Source organism: Phyllobacterium sp. 628 (assembly GCF_014189505.1).
GTDB lineage: Bacteria > Pseudomonadota > Alphaproteobacteria > Rhizobiales > Rhizobiaceae > Phyllobacterium.
The window spans coordinates 3,663,561-3,678,758 of the sequence record NZ_CP050301.1 but is presented as its reverse complement, the minus strand read 5'-3'; the positions used below and the strand labels follow the sequence as shown (position 1 = coordinate 3,678,758).

Annotated in this window: 16 protein-coding genes and 1 pseudogene; 7 read left to right on the top strand and 10 right to left on the bottom strand. The window is 54.8% G+C overall.

Annotated elements, in window-relative coordinates; all coding sequences use genetic code 11:
* Positions 1-8 precede the first annotated feature (8 nt).
* Complete coding sequence (locus HB779_RS19690; RefSeq protein WP_188343915.1) at positions 9-872, top strand: LysR family transcriptional regulator; 864 nt, start codon at positions 9-11, stop codon at positions 870-872.
* Here HB779_RS19690 and HB779_RS19685 read toward each other — a convergent pair.
* Positions 869-1,246: a response regulator gene (locus HB779_RS19685; RefSeq protein WP_188343914.1), complete on the bottom strand. Its 378-nt coding sequence runs from the start codon at positions 1,244-1,246 to the stop codon at positions 869-871. The genes HB779_RS19690 and HB779_RS19685 overlap by 4 nt on opposite strands.
* A 102-nt stretch (positions 1,247-1,348) precedes the next feature.
* On the bottom strand, positions 1,349-1,978 hold the full coding sequence (gene chpT, locus HB779_RS19680) for a histidine phosphotransferase ChpT (RefSeq protein WP_188343913.1): 630 nt from the start codon (positions 1,976-1,978) through the stop codon (positions 1,349-1,351).
* A 389-nt stretch (positions 1,979-2,367) separates the two neighbouring features.
* On the opposite strand from chpT, the pseudogene HB779_RS19675 reads away from it, so the two are divergent.
* Positions 2,368-2,883 (top strand): annotated as a pseudogene (locus HB779_RS19675) (DUF1134 domain-containing protein); the annotation flags it as partial.
* Between the two features lie 109 nt (positions 2,884-2,992).
* Positions 2,993-4,054 (top strand): hypothetical protein, encoded by a 1,062-nt coding sequence (locus HB779_RS19670; protein ID WP_188343911.1) that lies wholly within the window; start codon positions 2,993-2,995, stop codon positions 4,052-4,054.
* On the opposite strand, the gene HB779_RS19665 is transcribed toward HB779_RS19670, so the two are convergent.
* The 3 genes from HB779_RS19665 to HB779_RS19655 form a co-directional block, all read right to left on the bottom strand.
* Positions 4,025-4,861, bottom strand: a complete 837-nt coding sequence (locus HB779_RS19665) for an RNA methyltransferase (protein WP_188343910.1) — start codon at positions 4,859-4,861, stop codon at positions 4,025-4,027. The two genes, HB779_RS19670 and HB779_RS19665, sit on opposite strands and share 30 nt — an antisense overlap.
* 2 nt (positions 4,862-4,863) lie before the next feature.
* Positions 4,864-5,643, bottom strand: a complete 780-nt coding sequence (locus tag HB779_RS19660; RefSeq protein WP_188343909.1) for a HugZ family protein — start codon at positions 5,641-5,643, stop codon at positions 4,864-4,866.
* Positions 5,644-5,745: 102 nt separating this feature from the next.
* On the bottom strand, positions 5,746-5,940 hold the full coding sequence (locus HB779_RS19655) for a hypothetical protein (protein ID WP_188343908.1): 195 nt from the start codon (positions 5,938-5,940) through the stop codon (positions 5,746-5,748).
* 239 nt (positions 5,941-6,179) lie between these two features.
* On the opposite strand from HB779_RS19655, the gene HB779_RS19650 reads away from it, so the two are divergent.
* Positions 6,180-7,142, top strand: a complete 963-nt coding sequence (locus HB779_RS19650; protein WP_244642428.1) for a cell wall hydrolase — start codon at positions 6,180-6,182, stop codon at positions 7,140-7,142.
* Between the two features lie 51 nt (positions 7,143-7,193).
* Here HB779_RS19650 and HB779_RS19645 read toward each other — a convergent pair whose 3' ends face one another.
* The 5 genes from HB779_RS19645 to HB779_RS19625 all read right to left on the bottom strand — a co-directional run bounded on the left by HB779_RS19645 (position 7,194) and on the right by HB779_RS19625 (position 11,273).
* Positions 7,194-7,565 carry a DUF930 domain-containing protein gene (locus HB779_RS19645; RefSeq protein WP_244642427.1) on the bottom strand — a complete coding sequence of 124 codons (372 nt, stop codon included), beginning with the start codon at positions 7,563-7,565 and terminating at the stop codon, positions 7,194-7,196.
* 211 nt (positions 7,566-7,776) lie between these two features.
* Positions 7,777-8,454 carry a hypothetical protein gene (locus HB779_RS19640; protein ID WP_188343906.1) on the bottom strand — a complete coding sequence of 226 codons (678 nt, stop codon included), beginning with the start codon at positions 8,452-8,454 and terminating at the stop codon, positions 7,777-7,779.
* A 52-nt stretch (positions 8,455-8,506) separates the two neighbouring features.
* Positions 8,507-9,097 (bottom strand): protein-S-isoprenylcysteine O-methyltransferase, encoded by a 591-nt coding sequence (locus tag HB779_RS19635; protein WP_188343905.1) that lies wholly within the window; start codon positions 9,095-9,097, stop codon positions 8,507-8,509.
* On the bottom strand, positions 9,094-10,290 hold the full coding sequence (locus HB779_RS19630) for a hypothetical protein (protein ID WP_188343904.1): 1,197 nt from the start codon (positions 10,288-10,290) through the stop codon (positions 9,094-9,096). The genes HB779_RS19635 and HB779_RS19630 overlap by 4 nt, the downstream gene beginning before the upstream one ends.
* Positions 10,291-10,511: 221 nt before the next feature.
* Entirely contained in the window at positions 10,512-11,273 is a 762-nt protein-coding gene (locus HB779_RS19625) for a 3-hydroxyacyl-CoA dehydrogenase (RefSeq protein WP_188343903.1), read from the bottom strand.
* 333 nt (positions 11,274-11,606) lie between these two features.
* Between HB779_RS19625 and HB779_RS19620 the strand changes: the two genes are divergently transcribed.
* From HB779_RS19620 to HB779_RS19610, 3 genes are all read left to right on the top strand, one after another.
* Positions 11,607-13,211, top strand: coding sequence for an ABC transporter substrate-binding protein (locus tag HB779_RS19620; protein WP_188343902.1), 1,605 nt, complete (start codon positions 11,607-11,609; stop codon positions 13,209-13,211).
* A 52-nt stretch (positions 13,212-13,263) separates the two neighbouring features.
* Entirely contained in the window at positions 13,264-14,271 is a 1,008-nt protein-coding gene (locus HB779_RS19615; protein WP_188343901.1) for an ABC transporter permease subunit, read from the top strand.
* 64 nt (positions 14,272-14,335) lie between these two features.
* Positions 14,336-15,196: an ABC transporter permease subunit gene (locus tag HB779_RS19610; protein WP_188346020.1), complete on the top strand. Its 861-nt coding sequence runs from the start codon at positions 14,336-14,338 to the stop codon at positions 15,194-15,196.
* Positions 15,197-15,198: the final 2 nt, after the last annotated feature.

Sequence of the window (15,198 nt, the reverse complement as noted above, 5' to 3'; positions counted from 1 at the left end):
ATGCACAGATGATCGATTGGCAGGATTTACACTATTTCTCCGTTCTGGCACGGACAGGCTCCCTTTCCGCAGCAGCGCGGGAACTGGGAGTTGATCACGCCACAGTGGGGCGGCGAGTGGCTTCACTGGAGCAATCTCTTTCGCTGCGTCTGGTTGATCGTTTGCCGCGCCGGTCGCCGTTAACGCCAGAGGGTGTCGCCATTGCTGGACTGGCAGTGGAAATGGTGGCTGTGACCCATGCCATTGAACGGCGGGCGCGGGGCCTGGCGGCATCCTCCACATCGCTGGTTCGAATCAGTGCACCACCGGCTGTCGCCGCGCGGCTGATTGCGCCGCATGTGGTGGAGTTTCATCGGGCCCATCCCGGCATAACACTCGCCGTGTCGGGCGCGTCACAAAATGCCGCTCTCGACCGGAGTGAAGCCGATCTTGCCATCCGCATGTCGAGACCTTCGGAGAAGGAACTGCTGATCAGGCGTATTGGCGCCATGCATTTCGGGCTTTATGCCACGCGTGAGCAAGCCGCGCTGCCACCGGCGTCGCTTGCCTTCATCGCTTATGATGCGGCGCTCGATCATCTGGCACAGCAGGTATGGTTGCGAAGCATCCTTGCCGGGCGGCCTATCATTTTTCAGGCGAGCGATTTGTTTGGGCAGCAAGAAGCGGCGCGCGCAGGGTTGGGCGCGGCAGCTATGCCATGTTTTATGGGAGACAACGACCCGATACTGGTCAAACTGCCGGTTGAAAAATTGCCGCCTGTGCGCGACGTCTGGCTTGCCGCTTACCCGGATGTTGGCCGTTCACCGGATGTTCGAACAGTGATGACCTTTCTCGCGCAAATCATCGGCAGGGAATGCCCTCTCAGAGATTAGAGTGCGCCACCGGCCGGTGATGCTTGCGGGAGAATTTCGGAAATGGATTCGCGATTGAAGGGTTTCAGCAAATAACCAGCCGCGCCCGCGCGCTTGGCACGCATTATCTTGGTAACGTCAATTTCCGCGAGACAAAGGTAGATCTTTGTCGTTTCGCTGCCGGGAAGGGCGCGGATCTGGGTGATGATGTCCACCGAGGGCATATCCGCAAGGGCACAATCGAGGATAATAATATCAGGCATCTCGACGCTGCAGGCGGAGACTGTTTGTACGCCGGTATCAGCGGTGGTCACAACGACAGTGTCGCTGGCAAGAAGCCGCTTTGCAACTTTCCTGACCACAGGTGATCCGTCCACGACCATACAACGCAGCAAAGCAAATCCCCCGAAATTGCTGCAATATGCAGCTGCCTCGGGGGATAATATCAGGCCGGTCATGAAGAAATGACCAAGCGGGATGGTAAATTTTTAAACAGATCAAGCGGCGGAGAAGACGATCTCTTCCGGTGTCGCGTGGATGGAAATGGTCATGCCGGCTTCCTGCGCGAGCAGCAGCGTATAATAAGGCTGCACAGCGTGAGCGTCGATTGGCTCTTCCGGTGTTTTGCCACTGTGTAATTCGAGGAATTTGGGCGGAACACGCAGCATTGGTCCACGCGACGTAAGGATAAACTTCGGCTCTGTCTCCGGAGTTTCCATCGTCACGTTCAATGTGCCGCCACGCGGCAGGGCGGCATTGCCGATGAGCACGAGATTGAGCAGCAGCTTCACCTTGTTCTTGGGCATAAGCACGCGATTGCCGGTCCAGGTGAATTCAGCCTTTTCACCCTTCATATATTCATTGGCGACATTCTGTGCATCGCCGGTATCAATCTGCACACCAGCCGAACCGGCAGCGCCAAAAGCGATACGGGCAAACTGAAGCCGGGCCGAGGCGCTGCGGGCACTGGATTTGATCAGGTTCATCGCATCTTCGTCGGCACCGCCTTCTTCCAGAAGCTCCAGTCCGTTGTTGATCGCTCCGACCGGTGAAATGATGTCGTGGCAGATGCGGCTGCTCAGGAGCGCTCCGAGGTCCGTTGCCGAGAGAATAACGGGCAATGTCATAAGAGAATCTCCTAAGGATTGGCTGGTGGTTTTGGTCGATACATTGAATTGATTCCGAATCAGATGTTCATGCCGAATCAGTCCGATTGCTGCGGTATTGGGATACATAGCTCAGTCCGGAACGGCAAGAACGACGTCAAAAATGCCATTGCGTGCTGAAATTCCTATCTTTTTATCGCCTGAGGCAAGCCTTTGAAATGCCAAGATCGATTCATAAACTTTTATACAAGGTTTAGACCTTTAAATGGTGCTTCAATTGTAAAGCGAACACAAGATTCGCACCTGGCGTCAGACAAAGAAGCGAACAGCCAAAAGGAATTATGATGGCGTCTCTATTCTTGTCTATGAACCGTTTTTTTCTCCTCGTCCTGACGATGGTGTCACTGGTTGTCGCGCAGCCGCAGATAGCGCGTGCGGGCCAGGACCAGTTCACGATGGACGAGATCGTCAATTCGGGACAAAGATTCTTCGGGTCTACCTCTGGAGGGCTGGCAACGGCGGTCGAGAAGGTTTTCCAAAGCTATGGCTTGCCGAATGGGTACATTCTTGGCGAGGAAGGATCGGGCGCCATCATTGGCGGCCTGACCTATGGCGAAGGCTCGCTCTATACAAAGAATGCGGGTGATCACAAAACCTTCTGGCAGGGACCTTCCATCGGCTGGGATTTCGGCGGGCAGGGATCGCGCGTCATGATGCTTGTCTACAATCTTGACGATGTGCAGAACCTCTATGGCCGTTTTGTCGGCGTTGCAGGTTCAGCCTATCTGTTTGCCGGTGTTGGTTTCAACGTGTTGAAGCGCAATCAGGTGCTGCTTGTTCCAATCCGCACCGGTGTCGGTGCCCGTCTCGGTGTGAATGTCGGCTATCTCAAGATCACCCAGTCGGCGACATGGAATCCGTTTTGATCCATTCACCTTACTGACAGACGATAGGACGCGGAAGCCTTTCCGCGTCTTTGCCGTTTGAAGCCCGACCGTCATTGTGCCAGATTGAGCCTCCAACAGGACTTTCATCGTGATCCAGACCGCACTTTATTTTGCTCTTGGTTTTTTGAGCGCCGTGCTGCTGGCGCTGATTTTTGCGCCGCCGGTCTGGCGTCGCGCAATGTTGCTGACCCGCAGGCGTGTTGAAGCCGAAACGCCGCTGACGCTGAACGAGATACAGGCGCAGCGCGATGGTTTGCGTGCCGAACATGCGGTGAGCGAACGCAAGCTTGAAATGGCGATGGAAGGCATGAAGGAAAAGGCCGCAAAACAGCTGGCTGAGTTCAGCGAAAAAGACCGTGTTGCGCGCTCGCTAACCGGCGAGATGGGTGTGCGGGATAGGACAATCGAAGAATTGCGTGCTGCGCTCGCAGAACGCGAGCAGATATTGGAAAAATCAGGGAAAAACCTGAGCGGGGCCCAACAGATCGCCGACCAGCGTGCGGCCGAGCTTGAGCTTTTGCATCGGCGGCTGAACAGCACCGCAACCAAGGCGGACAGTTTGCAGATCGATGTGGCTGCCAAGGATACGCGTATCGAGAATCTTTCCGATGAACTGAAGGAAGCGCGTAAAGGCAAACGTGACAGCGACGAACAGAAGCGCAAGGTTGAAACAGAACTCAACGCCCTTCGACATTCGCTGGAGCAGGAAGCGAGCCGTGGCGGCAATGCCGAGGCGCGGCTGAACGCGCTGGTATCCCAACTCTCTGACAGCGAGGCCAAGCTTTTGCGACGTGAAAAGGAAGTCGAACGGCTCAATGAGCGTTTGCGCAAGGTCATCGCGGAAGGCCGCAAGCAGGGACAATCCGCGACAGATGCGCCGCGTGGCAAACAGGCGCTTGTGCAGGCGGAGGAAAGCAAATTGTTGCGCGAGGAGATGAACGTGCTTGCGTCGCAGGTTGTTGCCATTGTTGCTCAACTCGAAGGGCCTTCATCGCCCGTCAACAAGCTGCTGGCTGTCTCGGGCAAGGATACATTGGCGGCTTACGATGAGAATGGCGAGGCTATCGTCAGTCTGGCAGACCGTATCCGCACCCTGCAGCGTGCAGCTTCCCAAGTCGAATCAAATACCGGAGAACCGGCTAAACCGTGACAGGGCAATGCCGGAGGCTGTGGCCACATTCAGGCTGTCAAACGTGCTCGACATGGGAATCCTGACTGTCCGCAATGTCTGCATCAAAGTTTTGGGCAAGCCTTCGCCTTCGGTGCCCAGAAGCAGCGCCGTGCGCGCTGCAGGACGGGCCGCATGGATGCTTTCGGTGCCTGCCGGGCTCAGCGCATAAATATCAAAATCTACCCGCTGCAACGTGCTGACAAGGTCTTCGATTGAGCCTTCCCGCGCATAGGGCACTTTAAGGGCCGCGCCGACGGAAACGCGGATCGCCTTGCGGTAAAGCGGATCGCAGCTGGTTTCGTCCATCAAGATACAATCGGCTTCAAAAGCAGCAGCATTGCGAAAGATTGATCCCATATTATCGTGATTGGATATGCCGCAAAGCACAACGGCAAGCGATCGTTCCGGTAAGGCTTCGATGAGCTGCGCCGCGGAGCGGGGCGCAGTGCGACTGCCAACCGCCAGAATGCCGCGATGCATGGGAAAGCCGGCAATGGCGTCCATGGTTTCGCGTGAGACGCAATAAACAGGCACGTCGTCCGGACAAAGACGGATTTGTTCGGTCAGTCCTGCAAGCCGGTTTTCAAGGACGAGAAGCGACTCTACAGCGAAGGCTGCATTGGCGAGCAGCACATTAAGCACAACCTTGCCTTCGGCGATGAAACGGCCTTCACGGCCAACCAGATCACGCTCGCGGACATTGCGATAGGGTGCAAGCCGCAGATCGTGCGCATCGGTGATGCGGATCACGCGTTCTTCCAGCCATGCTTGCTCGCCGGTCGCCATTATCAGGCCACTTCGCCAGCAGCAGCCAAACCGACGCGTGCTTCGCCTGCCATGCGAACCAGTGCCATATGCATATCTTTGGCCGATCCTAGGGAATCGGCAAAGAAAATACGCTGGGTTTCATCGCCGTTGGCAAGATCAAAGCCCTCGGCGTCTATGCCTGTGATGAGCCATTTTCCATCGGCAGCTTTGGCGTAAAACCGCGCATAAAGCGCAATAGCATTCGCATGATCATTGTTCATATGTTCGACAGCGGATTTTTCGGCCCCCGCCAGTTCGTCGTTGACGGGGCTGAGGCTGAGCAAGTCATCCGCTGTCAGTTGATAGGCTTTACCAAACCCGCCATTGAGACTGGCGCCGGTTGGCTCCAGCCGGAAAAAGCTGAAATCACCAAGGCCGGCGTAGAGCCTTGCCTTGGGCTGGTGCGAGAGATAGCGCCATTCAATCCGCGCATGTTCGTCGTTATCGCGGGCAATTTTGCGCGCTTTGGCAAACACCGTGATGCGCGGATGGGCAAGCGGATCGCCTTTGCCAGCTTCGCCGACCAGTATGGAACAGCGCGGATCGGCGATGAGGGCAGGAGTGTGGGCGGATAGAGCCGATACCAGAATAGTCGGGGTGCCGTCATGATCGGTGGAAAGACCGACCCGCGTTGCAATCGGGGCGCCGGTATTGGGATCGAGTGTGGCGATGACCGCGTACCGGGCTTTGCGGATCAGAGTCTTTGCCAGGCGAATGGCCTCTGCATCGGTCTGGCGCAGTACATCCTTTTTCACGGTCACAGCTTATCCCTCATTGCATAAGCGAGAGATAGTTGCTGGATGTGAACAGGACAAGCGATTTTCACGGGCTTCTCAGCCCAAATACAAGGATGATAAGACGTGTCAGGCGGCTATCGACCTGTTGTCATTGAGGTTTGCCATGTCGCTCATGCAATCGGCAAGCAGGTCGAGATCGACGGGTCCGATGGTGCACAGGACGGGGGCAAATTCTTCAGCGGGAACTTCGAGCGCCATAAGCTCAACAAGCGCTTCCATGAGTGCTTCGCGGGTGTCGTATCGTGCGGAATATGCTGGCATGAGTCTGCCTCTCGAGCCGAACCAATTGCGAAAAGCTTACAGCAATTAGGGTAAACAAATTCTTAATTTAGCCATTATTGAAATTTTTTCGCTTATGAAACGGATAAAATAACGTCATAATTTCAAATAGATGATAGAAAAGTGTCATCTGTTAACTCTATTTGCCATTGTTTGGCCCTAAATGACATCAATCTGTGATCAACTTCACCAGCAGGAAAAACAGCGATGAGAATTGCTTCGTGATCGGCGCAAGGAAGTGGAAAGCCCCCGCAATGGTGGGTGTGATTGCCGCCATTGGCCTCGTCAGTGGCTGTACAACACAGAATGCCCAGCATGCCGGTAAGGTGAAGGCAAATCTGGCAAGCAGCAATACGACAAGGACGTCGTCTTACGCCTATACCCCCAAGGACAAGGAATGCCTCGAACGGGCTATGTTCTTTGAATCTAATCGCTCGAGCCAGGATGGTTTGCTCGCGGTTGGTACTGTGGTTATGAATCGTCTCGATTCCGGAAAATATGCCAATACGATTTGTGGCGTGGTCGGTGAGAAGGGGCAGTTTGCTCCCGGCGTCCTGTCCCGCCCGATGCAGTCTGCCGCGCTTCCTGATGTGCAGAAGGCTGCTGATGCGGTGCTCAAGGGCCAGCGTCATCCCAAGGTTCAGGAAGCCATGTTCTTTCACACGGCTGGCCTCAAGTTCCCGTATCGCAACATGCACTACACGGTTGTTGCTGGCGGCAATGCTTTCTACGAAAAGCGTGACCGCTACAATACGCCGGATCTCGGCGCCAAGCAGGCCAGTGTGGCGATTGCCAATGCCTATATTGCCAGCATGAGAAATACGAACCCGGCGGCTGCAGGCAACATCATGGTTGCAAGCGCGCAGCCGACGATGACGACCACGACAGCGGGCCGTGTATCAAACCAGCCATTTGCTGTGGCGCAGGCCCAGATCCCGCAGGTTCAGGCCGTCCCCGCAGCCGCGCCGCAACAGATTGCCATGGCCAATATTGCGCTGCCGATCGATCCACCGGCTCAGACGCTTGCTTATTCAGCAGCGCATATCAATCAGCGCCAAGCTGTCGCAGTTGTGCCGCAGACTGCTGAACAGGCTGTGCTGGCCTATGAAGCGCCAACCAGCAAGTCGGTTGATGCTATCGGACAGATGCTGCTTGCGCAGGATCGTCCGGCCGCTGGAAACTAAGAAAATCTATGAGAAAAGCCGGGCAGTCTTGATGCTGCCCGTTGCGCTGGGTCAGGGCACCAGAAAGTGCTGCGACCATTCCGTATGCGGGACCATTTGCCCAATCGCGTATTGAAACGTCAAAACGGTCATGTGATCAGGCGATGTCGAGCAGGTGTAGGAGAGGTGATACCATTCACCCTTGCTGCGGAATGCTGCACCGGCCGACTGGATTTTGTCGCCGTTGATCTTTGGCTCCTGAAAGGCATAGGCAACCAGTTCATCCGGGACGAGTTTGACCGGATCGTGATGGATACGCTCCATTGCCTCCAGATCGCAGCGCTGTTCCAGCCGCGTTTCAGGGCTCAAACCTTTCAGTTCTTCCGCTTCCGTTGCATCCATGGCTCTGGATGGGCCAACCATGGCTACTGTCAACAAAAGCATCGTTAAAACTGTTTTCATCTGGGCAGGAGTCTCTTGAAATCGGGGTATGAGGATAATCCAACGCATTCAACAATGCAGCCGGTTTAAAACGGCGTGTGGGATATGCGGATCAAATCTGGAACGTCGCACCAATGTCGCCCGGATTGGGACTAAATTATGAACGGGCATTTGCAGTCCACAGGGTGGATAGCAAATGCCCGAAAGCGAGAGGTCAGGATGGCTTTTTAGCGGGTGTCTTCTTGTCGCCGTTCACTTCGATGTAAGCGTAAATATAGGCGAAAGATGGCAGGGCGCTGTTGGATGGCTCGACAAGGCCGGCAACTTTACCCAAAGACGCGGCATAATTATTGCAGTTGAAGCCAAACATTGTCCATTTTGGCGGGTTGGCCAGATTGGCGCGTACCTTGCTGAGAAGCTGTTGATATTGCGCTTCCGTCAAAGAAACGCGGTAGGCCGCGCCCGTGGCGAAATTGCAATCGGCATAGTTTGGCTTCAGCTCGGCAGGCATCGGAATGAGCGCGCCGCCATACAGCCCGATAAGGCTGCCCTTGGGGAAAAGGCCATTATACTGACGCGTCACCGGATTGCCATTGGCGTCAAGGCGGCCGAAAACCGCAAAGAGGTGGCCGCTGGGGATGCCGGGTGAGAGACGCTGGCGGAATTCGATATAGGCTGGATCTCCAGGCCTGGTGCGGTTGGCCGTCAGCTTTGCAGGAAAGCCATTGACGCTACCGTGAGAGGCGCAGGTCAATTCCGGGATCTCAGCTGTATAGGCTGAGGCTGTAACTGGCACATTCGATGCGGATGTGGACTGGCAGGCAGCGAGTGCCGCTGCGAGTGTGCATGCGGTCAATACTTTGAGGGTGCGGGCGGGAATGTTCTTCAGCAAGGTTATTCTCTTTCAATCCTGTGATGGCTTTGCCGCTTGAAACGGCTTGCTCTCAATAGACGAATGGCAGCACCCGCCAGGTCCTGGCGCGATACTGATGATATTCTCCCCCGAACGCTTCTTCCATCATACGTTCCTCAGGTCCTATCCGTGCGAAGAACAGGAAACCAAACCCCACCAGACCTGAAAGACCGGCGATATAATTGGACAAAAGCAAGGCCTGGGTCAATGCCAGGAGCCAGAAGGCGGTGTACATCGGGTGACGCAGGTGCTTGTAAATGCCCGTGGTGATCAGCTTGTGATCCTGTTTCAATTGCAACGACACCGACCACATCTGGCCAAGCGCCCTATGCGTGAGGCGGAACAGGATAAGCGCTCCGATGCCGGTAAGAATGCCAAGAGCAATCAGAACAGGGTGCGCCGGATAGGAAGCAAAACGCGGCTGGCTTGTGGCGACATAAACGGCCGGTAAAATTCCGAGGCCAATCAAGGAAACTGCAAGGCGTAACGTGTCTGCGCCTTTTTGACGGTCGACGGTCAGTTTGGCCCGTCGTGCGCGCCGGTCAAATGGACGGCGCAGCATATACCAGCACACGACAAAGATGACCCACAGGGCCTTTCCAACGACGATAAGCGAAATCATACGGGGGCAATTTCCGGAACTTTTAGTGCCGCTTGGGCACAGGATGCGTTGTCGCAGGGAAGACCGCCTCGAGCGGCAACGTCAATAAACGATTCCGGGCCGCAGAGAATGGCATGCCAGGAATAGGCAGTGCGTTTTTCGACCCCATAGACGAATTGCCGGTGCACGCGGAAGAAATTCCGGCGAATGGATTTGTAGGTTTCATCGCAGAGTTGATTGCGAAAACGCACCCGGACCAGAACGGGTGGCTCGGCATTGGTGATATTCAGATCGCGTACCGGGTCCGATTTGTAGAAATTCATCGGGTCTGTCAATGATTGCGCATCAATCCAAACTGTGTGACTGCGCGCTACGGCTGCGACGCTTTTGCGCAAGGCATTTGCCGCAGGGTGAAAGGCGATCTTGAGCAGGCTCGATCCCACGGTCAGCAGGCCATATCGCCGTGCATTGTTTGTTTGCAGAGCCTTGTCCAGAATCTGCAAGGCGCAGATCGCGCCCATGCTGTGAGCCGCAACGACAATTTCCGTATCGGCCGGTGCATTGCTTATGCGCGTCGCAGCATTGGCGATCACATATTGGAGTTTCGCCGTTATATCCGGCCGGCGATCCCGCGCCATGTCACGGGCAAAGGTCCAGTCGTCCATCAGCAGCAGGAAGTGCATCTTTCGAGCCGCCAGCACCACAAGGGCCAGCCCTGCGGCCATCGAAACGCCGAGCGGCGTGATGGTTCCGCCGTCAATGAACTCTTCAACCACGCGCCCCGCGCCCAGTGCAAGGCCGATAATGGCAGCCATGATGACCAGCGGATAAAGGAAGAAAAGTGCATAGCGCCAGCTTGTCGTGACAAAGCGGAAAAACGTGCCGGTTATGATGAAGTCGATGAGCGCCAGAATCCCGCTCAGAACACGAGTGACGGGATTTCGGGCTGCATAAAAGAGATTGATGTCGCCAAGACCGTACAGGACAAAATCAGTTTGCGTGGACCAGTTGTTTCCTGCTGCCAGCAACCGGAATTCACCGACGCTAACGGCGTCTCCAGCGGATGCAACTTTGAGCGCGCCCACTTCCCGCAACGCCATATCATAGACAGGTGCTGTTTTGGTCGCTTCGCGCATGAAGCGCCGATGATGAGCTTCCACCGGCATATGTTCAAAGCCTGGCAATAACACAACCAGGCGATTGACTACGGACATCTGCCACCTTTCCAGGTTCTGATCGCGTTGTTGTCAGCGCTCTCAGCTATTTCCAGAGCAGCTCTTGTCTCAAACCGCCTCCGGACAAAATTTGCTTTAGCCAAACATGACTTTAGATGACCGACGTTAACAGAACGTCGTCAAAGCCAAAGAGTTGCAATGAAAGTATCAAACTGCAACCCAGTCCTTGGCAATCCTGGCATGAACCCTGTCGGATTGGCCTATTTAGGCGCCATGCGTATCGCCCCGTCAAGACGGATTGTTTCGCCATTGAGCATCGGGTTCTCGATAATGTGCAATGCGAGAGCCGCATATTCCTCGGGTTTGCCCAGACGCGAGGGGAAAGGAATGGATGCCGCGAGCGAATCCTGCACCTCTTGTGGCATTGCCAGCAGCATGGGTGTGGCGAAGATGCCGGGTGCGATGGACATGACACGAATGCCGAAACGAGCCAGTTCACGTGCGGCGGGCAAGGTCAGTCCGGCAATGCCTGCCTTCGATGAGGCATAGGCAGCCTGACCGATCTGGCCGTCAAAAGCGGCAACGGACGCTGTCGAAATGATCACGCCGCGTTCACCCGTATCAAGTGGATCCAGCTTGGAGGCCCTGTCGCCGACCAGACGAAGCATGTTGAACGAACCGATCAGGTTGACTTCGATGACGCGGCGATAAAGTTCCAGATCGTGCGGACCGTCGCGCCCGATGATACGGCCGGCATTGGCGATACCGGCGCAATTTACGAGTATCCTAGCTGTTCCGAGTTTGTCAGCCACCTGTGCGACGGCCTGGTCAGCATCCTCCGCGCTGGACACGTTGCATGCAACCGCAAGTGCACCTATCTCGCTCGCAATTTTTTGCGCTGCATCAATATTGATGTCAAAAATCGCAACTTTGGCGCCTTTGTCGGCCAATGCGCGCGCTGTGGCTGCTCCCAGACCCGATCCGCCACCTGTTACAATCGCTGTTTGACCTTGAATCTTCACTATGCGTCTCCTCACTCGGTTTTATGCCTTCTGACACGAGTTTGGGTCTCGATCCAGACGTTAACTATGTCAAAAAGTTAGATAGAGTACAGGTTTGACTGAAATATGTGGTTTTAAAAACACTATTTCGATTGAGTTGTAAGCAGCAGTTTTAGTGAATTTCGCTATTTTTGTGGCTTTATTAAAAAAATTCCCCAGAAACTTCGATTCTTCGTGCGCGAACAGGTTGACTGCGAATAAATCTGCTTGCATTGCGACATTGCAAAGGCTTCCATGCAACCTCGGTTGCGGGCAAGGGGGCCGGCAACACAAAAAACCTCTGAAGGTGGAAAAATGAAGACCTACAAGAAATTCCTTGCGGCGACAGCGCTTGCAATGTTGACGGGTGGGCTGATGGCAGGTGGAGCCTCGGCGAAAAATCTCGTGTTCTGCTCTGAAGCTGCTCCCGGCGGTTTCGATCCTGCGCTTTATACCGGCGGTGAAACGCTTGACGCGACCGGACAGGCTGTTTTCAACAAGCTGGTTGAATTCAAGCTGGGTACATCAGAAGTTGAGCCTAGCCTGGCAACAAGCTGGACGATTTCCGATGACGGTCTTGAATATACATTCAAATTGCGTCCAGGCGTCAAATTCCAGACAACCAGCTTTTTCACGCCAACCCGCGACATGAATGCTGATGACGTTGTTTTCTCCTTCGAACGCCAGAAGGAAGGCAGCAAGTGGGCCAAATATGTTGAAGGCGCCACTTACGAATATTTTGAAAGCATGGATTTCCCCAAGCTGATCAAAGACGTCAAGAAAGTCGATGATCTGACGGTCAAGATTTCGCTGAACAAGCCAAGCGCCCCTATGCTTGCAGGTCTTGCGATGGATTTCTCGTCGATCGTATCGAAGGAATATGCCGACAAGCTTCTGGCCGACGGTACGCCGCAGAAATTCAACGAACAGCCCGTTGGTACTGGACCGTATCAGTTTGTTGATTATCAGCTCAACACCGCTATCCGTTACGAAGCCAACCCGGGTTACTGGAAGGGCAAAGTAAAGCTCGACAATCTGATTTTCGCCATAACGACTGATGCTGCTGTACGCGTACAGAAGATCAAGGCAGGCGAATGCAACATCACCATCTATCCTGATCCAGCTGATGTGGCAGGCCTCAAGGCAGATGCCAACCTGAAGGTTATTCAGAAGCCCGGTCTGAATGTTGCTTATCTTGGTTACAATACGACCCAGGCACCTTTCGACAAGCCGGAAGTGCGCAAGGCGCTCAACATGGCCATCGACAAGAAGGCGATTGTAGACGCTGTCTATCTTGGTCAGGGCACACCGGCGGTTAATCCAATTCCTCCGACAATGTGGTCCTATGACAAGGCTATCAAGGATGACGAATACAATCCTGAAGCAGCCAAGAAGGCTCTCGAAAAGGCTGGCGTCAAGAATCTGTCCATGAAGATCTGGGCAATGCCGGTTGCGCGTCCTTACATGCCAAATGGTCGCCGTACTGCAGAACTCTTGCAGTCCGATTTCGCCAAGGTCGGCGTGAAGGTCGAAATCGTCAGCTATGATTGGCAGGAATATCTGAAGCGCGCATCCGATCCAAAGCACGATGGTGCGGTTATTCTCGGTTGGACCGGTGACAATGGTGATCCGGATAACTTCCTTGCCGTATTGCTTTCGTGCCAGGCCGTTGGTCAGGCCAATCGTACAGCATGGTGCAACAAAGAGTTCACCGCGATTATCGACAAGGCTGCTGTGACTGCCGACCAGGCTGAACGTACCAAGCTTTACGAACAGGCTCAGGTCATCTTCAAGCGTGAAGCGCCATGGGCCACTTTGGCGCACTCGTTGGTAACTGATGTTACGACGAAGAATGTGACCGGTTACGTGCAGAGCGCGTTCGGTGTTCACAACTTCGCCGATGTTGACATCACCGAGTAATTCACTCCTCGCGGTACCGGCTTCGGCCGGTACCGCTTTTTATTAGGTTACCATGTTCCGATACATCGCTTCACGAGTGCTGCTGCTGGTCCCGACATTTATCGGTATCAGCTTTGTGGCTTTTATCTTCATCCGCCTGCTTCCCGGCGATCCCATCATTGCGCTTGCGGGCGAACGTGGCATGACGCCCGAACGCCACCAGATGCTGATGGAGCAGTTTGGCTTCAACAAGCCGATATGGGAGCAGTACTTTTTGTTCCTCTGGAATATCTTCCATGGTGATTTCGGCACGTCGATCGCGAGTAAACGCGCGGTTCTTGCTGATTTTCTGACGCTCTTTCCGGCAACGCTGGAGCTCAGTATCTGCGCCATGCTGTTTGCCGTTATCATTGGCATTCCGGCGGGCATTTTCGCTGCGGTCAAGCGCGGTTCGGTATTCGATCAGTTGAGCATGGGCATTGCCCTCGTCGGTTATTCCATGCCGATCTTCTGGTGGGGTATTCTGCTCATTATCCTGTTTGCGGGTATTCTGCACTGGACGCCGGTTTCCGGACGGATGGACCTGATCTATTTCTTCAAGCCGACGACCGGCTTCATGCTGATAGACAGCCTGATTTCGGGTCCGAAGGGCGCATTCAAGTCAGCCTTCTCGCATCTTATTTTGCCGACGATCGTGCTCGGGACTATTCCGCTGGCAGTTATTGCACGGCAAACGCGTTCAGCCATGCTTGAAGTGCTGGGCGAAGACTATGTGCGTACAGCGCGTGCCAAGGGCCTTGCCCCCAAGCGCGTCATTGGCGTGCATGCCTTGCGCAATGCCATGATCCCCGTCATCACCACCATTGGTCTGCAGATGGGCCTGCTGATGGCAGGTGCTATTCTGACCGAGACGATTTTCTCCTGGCCGGGTATTGGCAAATGGATGATCGACGCTATCGCCAAGCGCGACTATGTCGTCGTGCAGGGTGGCCTTATGCTGGTCGCGTTGATCGTCATGACCGTTAATTTGATTGTTGATCTGCTCTATGCGGTCGTCAATCCGCGCATTCGCGTAAAGTGAGGAACCCGTGAGTAACGAAGTTTCCCCTCCCGTGCCGCTCGTTGCGGCTCCATCAACGGCCCGCATGGGCCGGTTCGCTGAATTCTGGTTCTATTTCAGCGTCAACAAAGGCGCGGTTATCGGTCTTACCGTTCTGGCGTTTCTGGTTTTGGTTGCTGTCTTAGGCCCGCTGATTGCTCCGCATGCGCCGTATGAACAATACCGCGAAGCGCTGCTGACACCACCGGCGTGGCAGGAGGGCGGCAATTCCAACTTCCTGCTTGGTACGGATGCTGTGGGCCGCGATCTGCTGTCGCGCCTGATCTATGGGGCCCGGTTCTCGCTGTTCATCGGTCTGATCGTTGTTGCAATATCGATGGTCACCGGTGTGATCCTCGGCGTTCTCGCCGGTTATTTCCGTGGCTGGGTCGATGCGCTGATCATGCGTATCATGGATATCATTCTGGCTTTCCCGCCCTTGCTTCTGGCCCTCGTGCTTGTCGCTATTTTGGGACCGGGTCTGTTCAACGCGATGATTGCCATTGCGCTGGTTCTGCAGCCGCACTTTGCTCGCCTGACCCGTGCAGCTGTGATGAGCGAAAAGAACCGTGAATATGTCATCGCAGCCAAGCTGGCTGGTGCTGGTCACATTCGTCTGATGTTCAAGACAATCCTGCCAAATTGCCTTGCACCATTGATTGTGCAGGGAACGCTGTCTTTCTCGAATGCTATTCTTGAAGCTGCGGCTCTTGGCTTCCTCGGCATGGGCGCACAACCACCGACACCGGAATGGGGCACAATGCTTGCCGAAGCCCGCGAATTTATCCTGCGTGCCTGGTGGGTGGTCACATTCCCCGGTCTTGCCATTCTGATCACGGTGCTTGCCATCAATCTCGTCGGTGACGGATTGCGTGATGCGCTTGATCCCAAGTTGAAGAGGAGCTGATC

Bases quoted from the DNA above. Each gene is read 5' to 3' on its own strand.
- HB779_RS19690 (WP_188343915.1), top strand. From the start codon at position 9: ATGATCGATTGGCAGGATTTACACTATTTCTCCGTTCTGGCACGGACA.
- HB779_RS19630 (WP_188343904.1), bottom strand. From the start codon at position 10,290: ATGTCCGTAGTCAATCGCCTGGTTGTGTTATTGCCAGGCTTTGAACAT.
- HB779_RS19655 (WP_188343908.1), bottom strand. From the start codon at position 5,940: ATGCCAGCATATTCCGCACGATACGACACCCGCGAAGCACTCATGGAA.
- HB779_RS19620 (WP_188343902.1), top strand. From the start codon at position 11,607: ATGAAGACCTACAAGAAATTCCTTGCGGCGACAGCGCTTGCAATGTTG.
- HB779_RS19615 (WP_188343901.1), top strand. From the start codon at position 13,264: ATGTTCCGATACATCGCTTCACGAGTGCTGCTGCTGGTCCCGACATTT.
- HB779_RS19610 (WP_188346020.1), top strand. From the start codon at position 14,336: ATGGGCCGGTTCGCTGAATTCTGGTTCTATTTCAGCGTCAACAAAGGC.
- HB779_RS19665 (WP_188343910.1), bottom strand. From the start codon at position 4,861: ATGGCGACCGGCGAGCAAGCATGGCTGGAAGAACGCGTGATCCGCATC.
- HB779_RS19635 (WP_188343905.1), bottom strand. From the start codon at position 9,097: ATGATTTCGCTTATCGTCGTTGGAAAGGCCCTGTGGGTCATCTTTGTC.
- HB779_RS19645 (WP_244642427.1), bottom strand. From the start codon at position 7,565: ATGCTTTTGTTGACAGTAGCCATGGTTGGCCCATCCAGAGCCATGGAT.
- chpT (WP_188343913.1), bottom strand. From the start codon at position 1,978: ATGACATTGCCCGTTATTCTCTCGGCAACGGACCTCGGAGCGCTCCTG.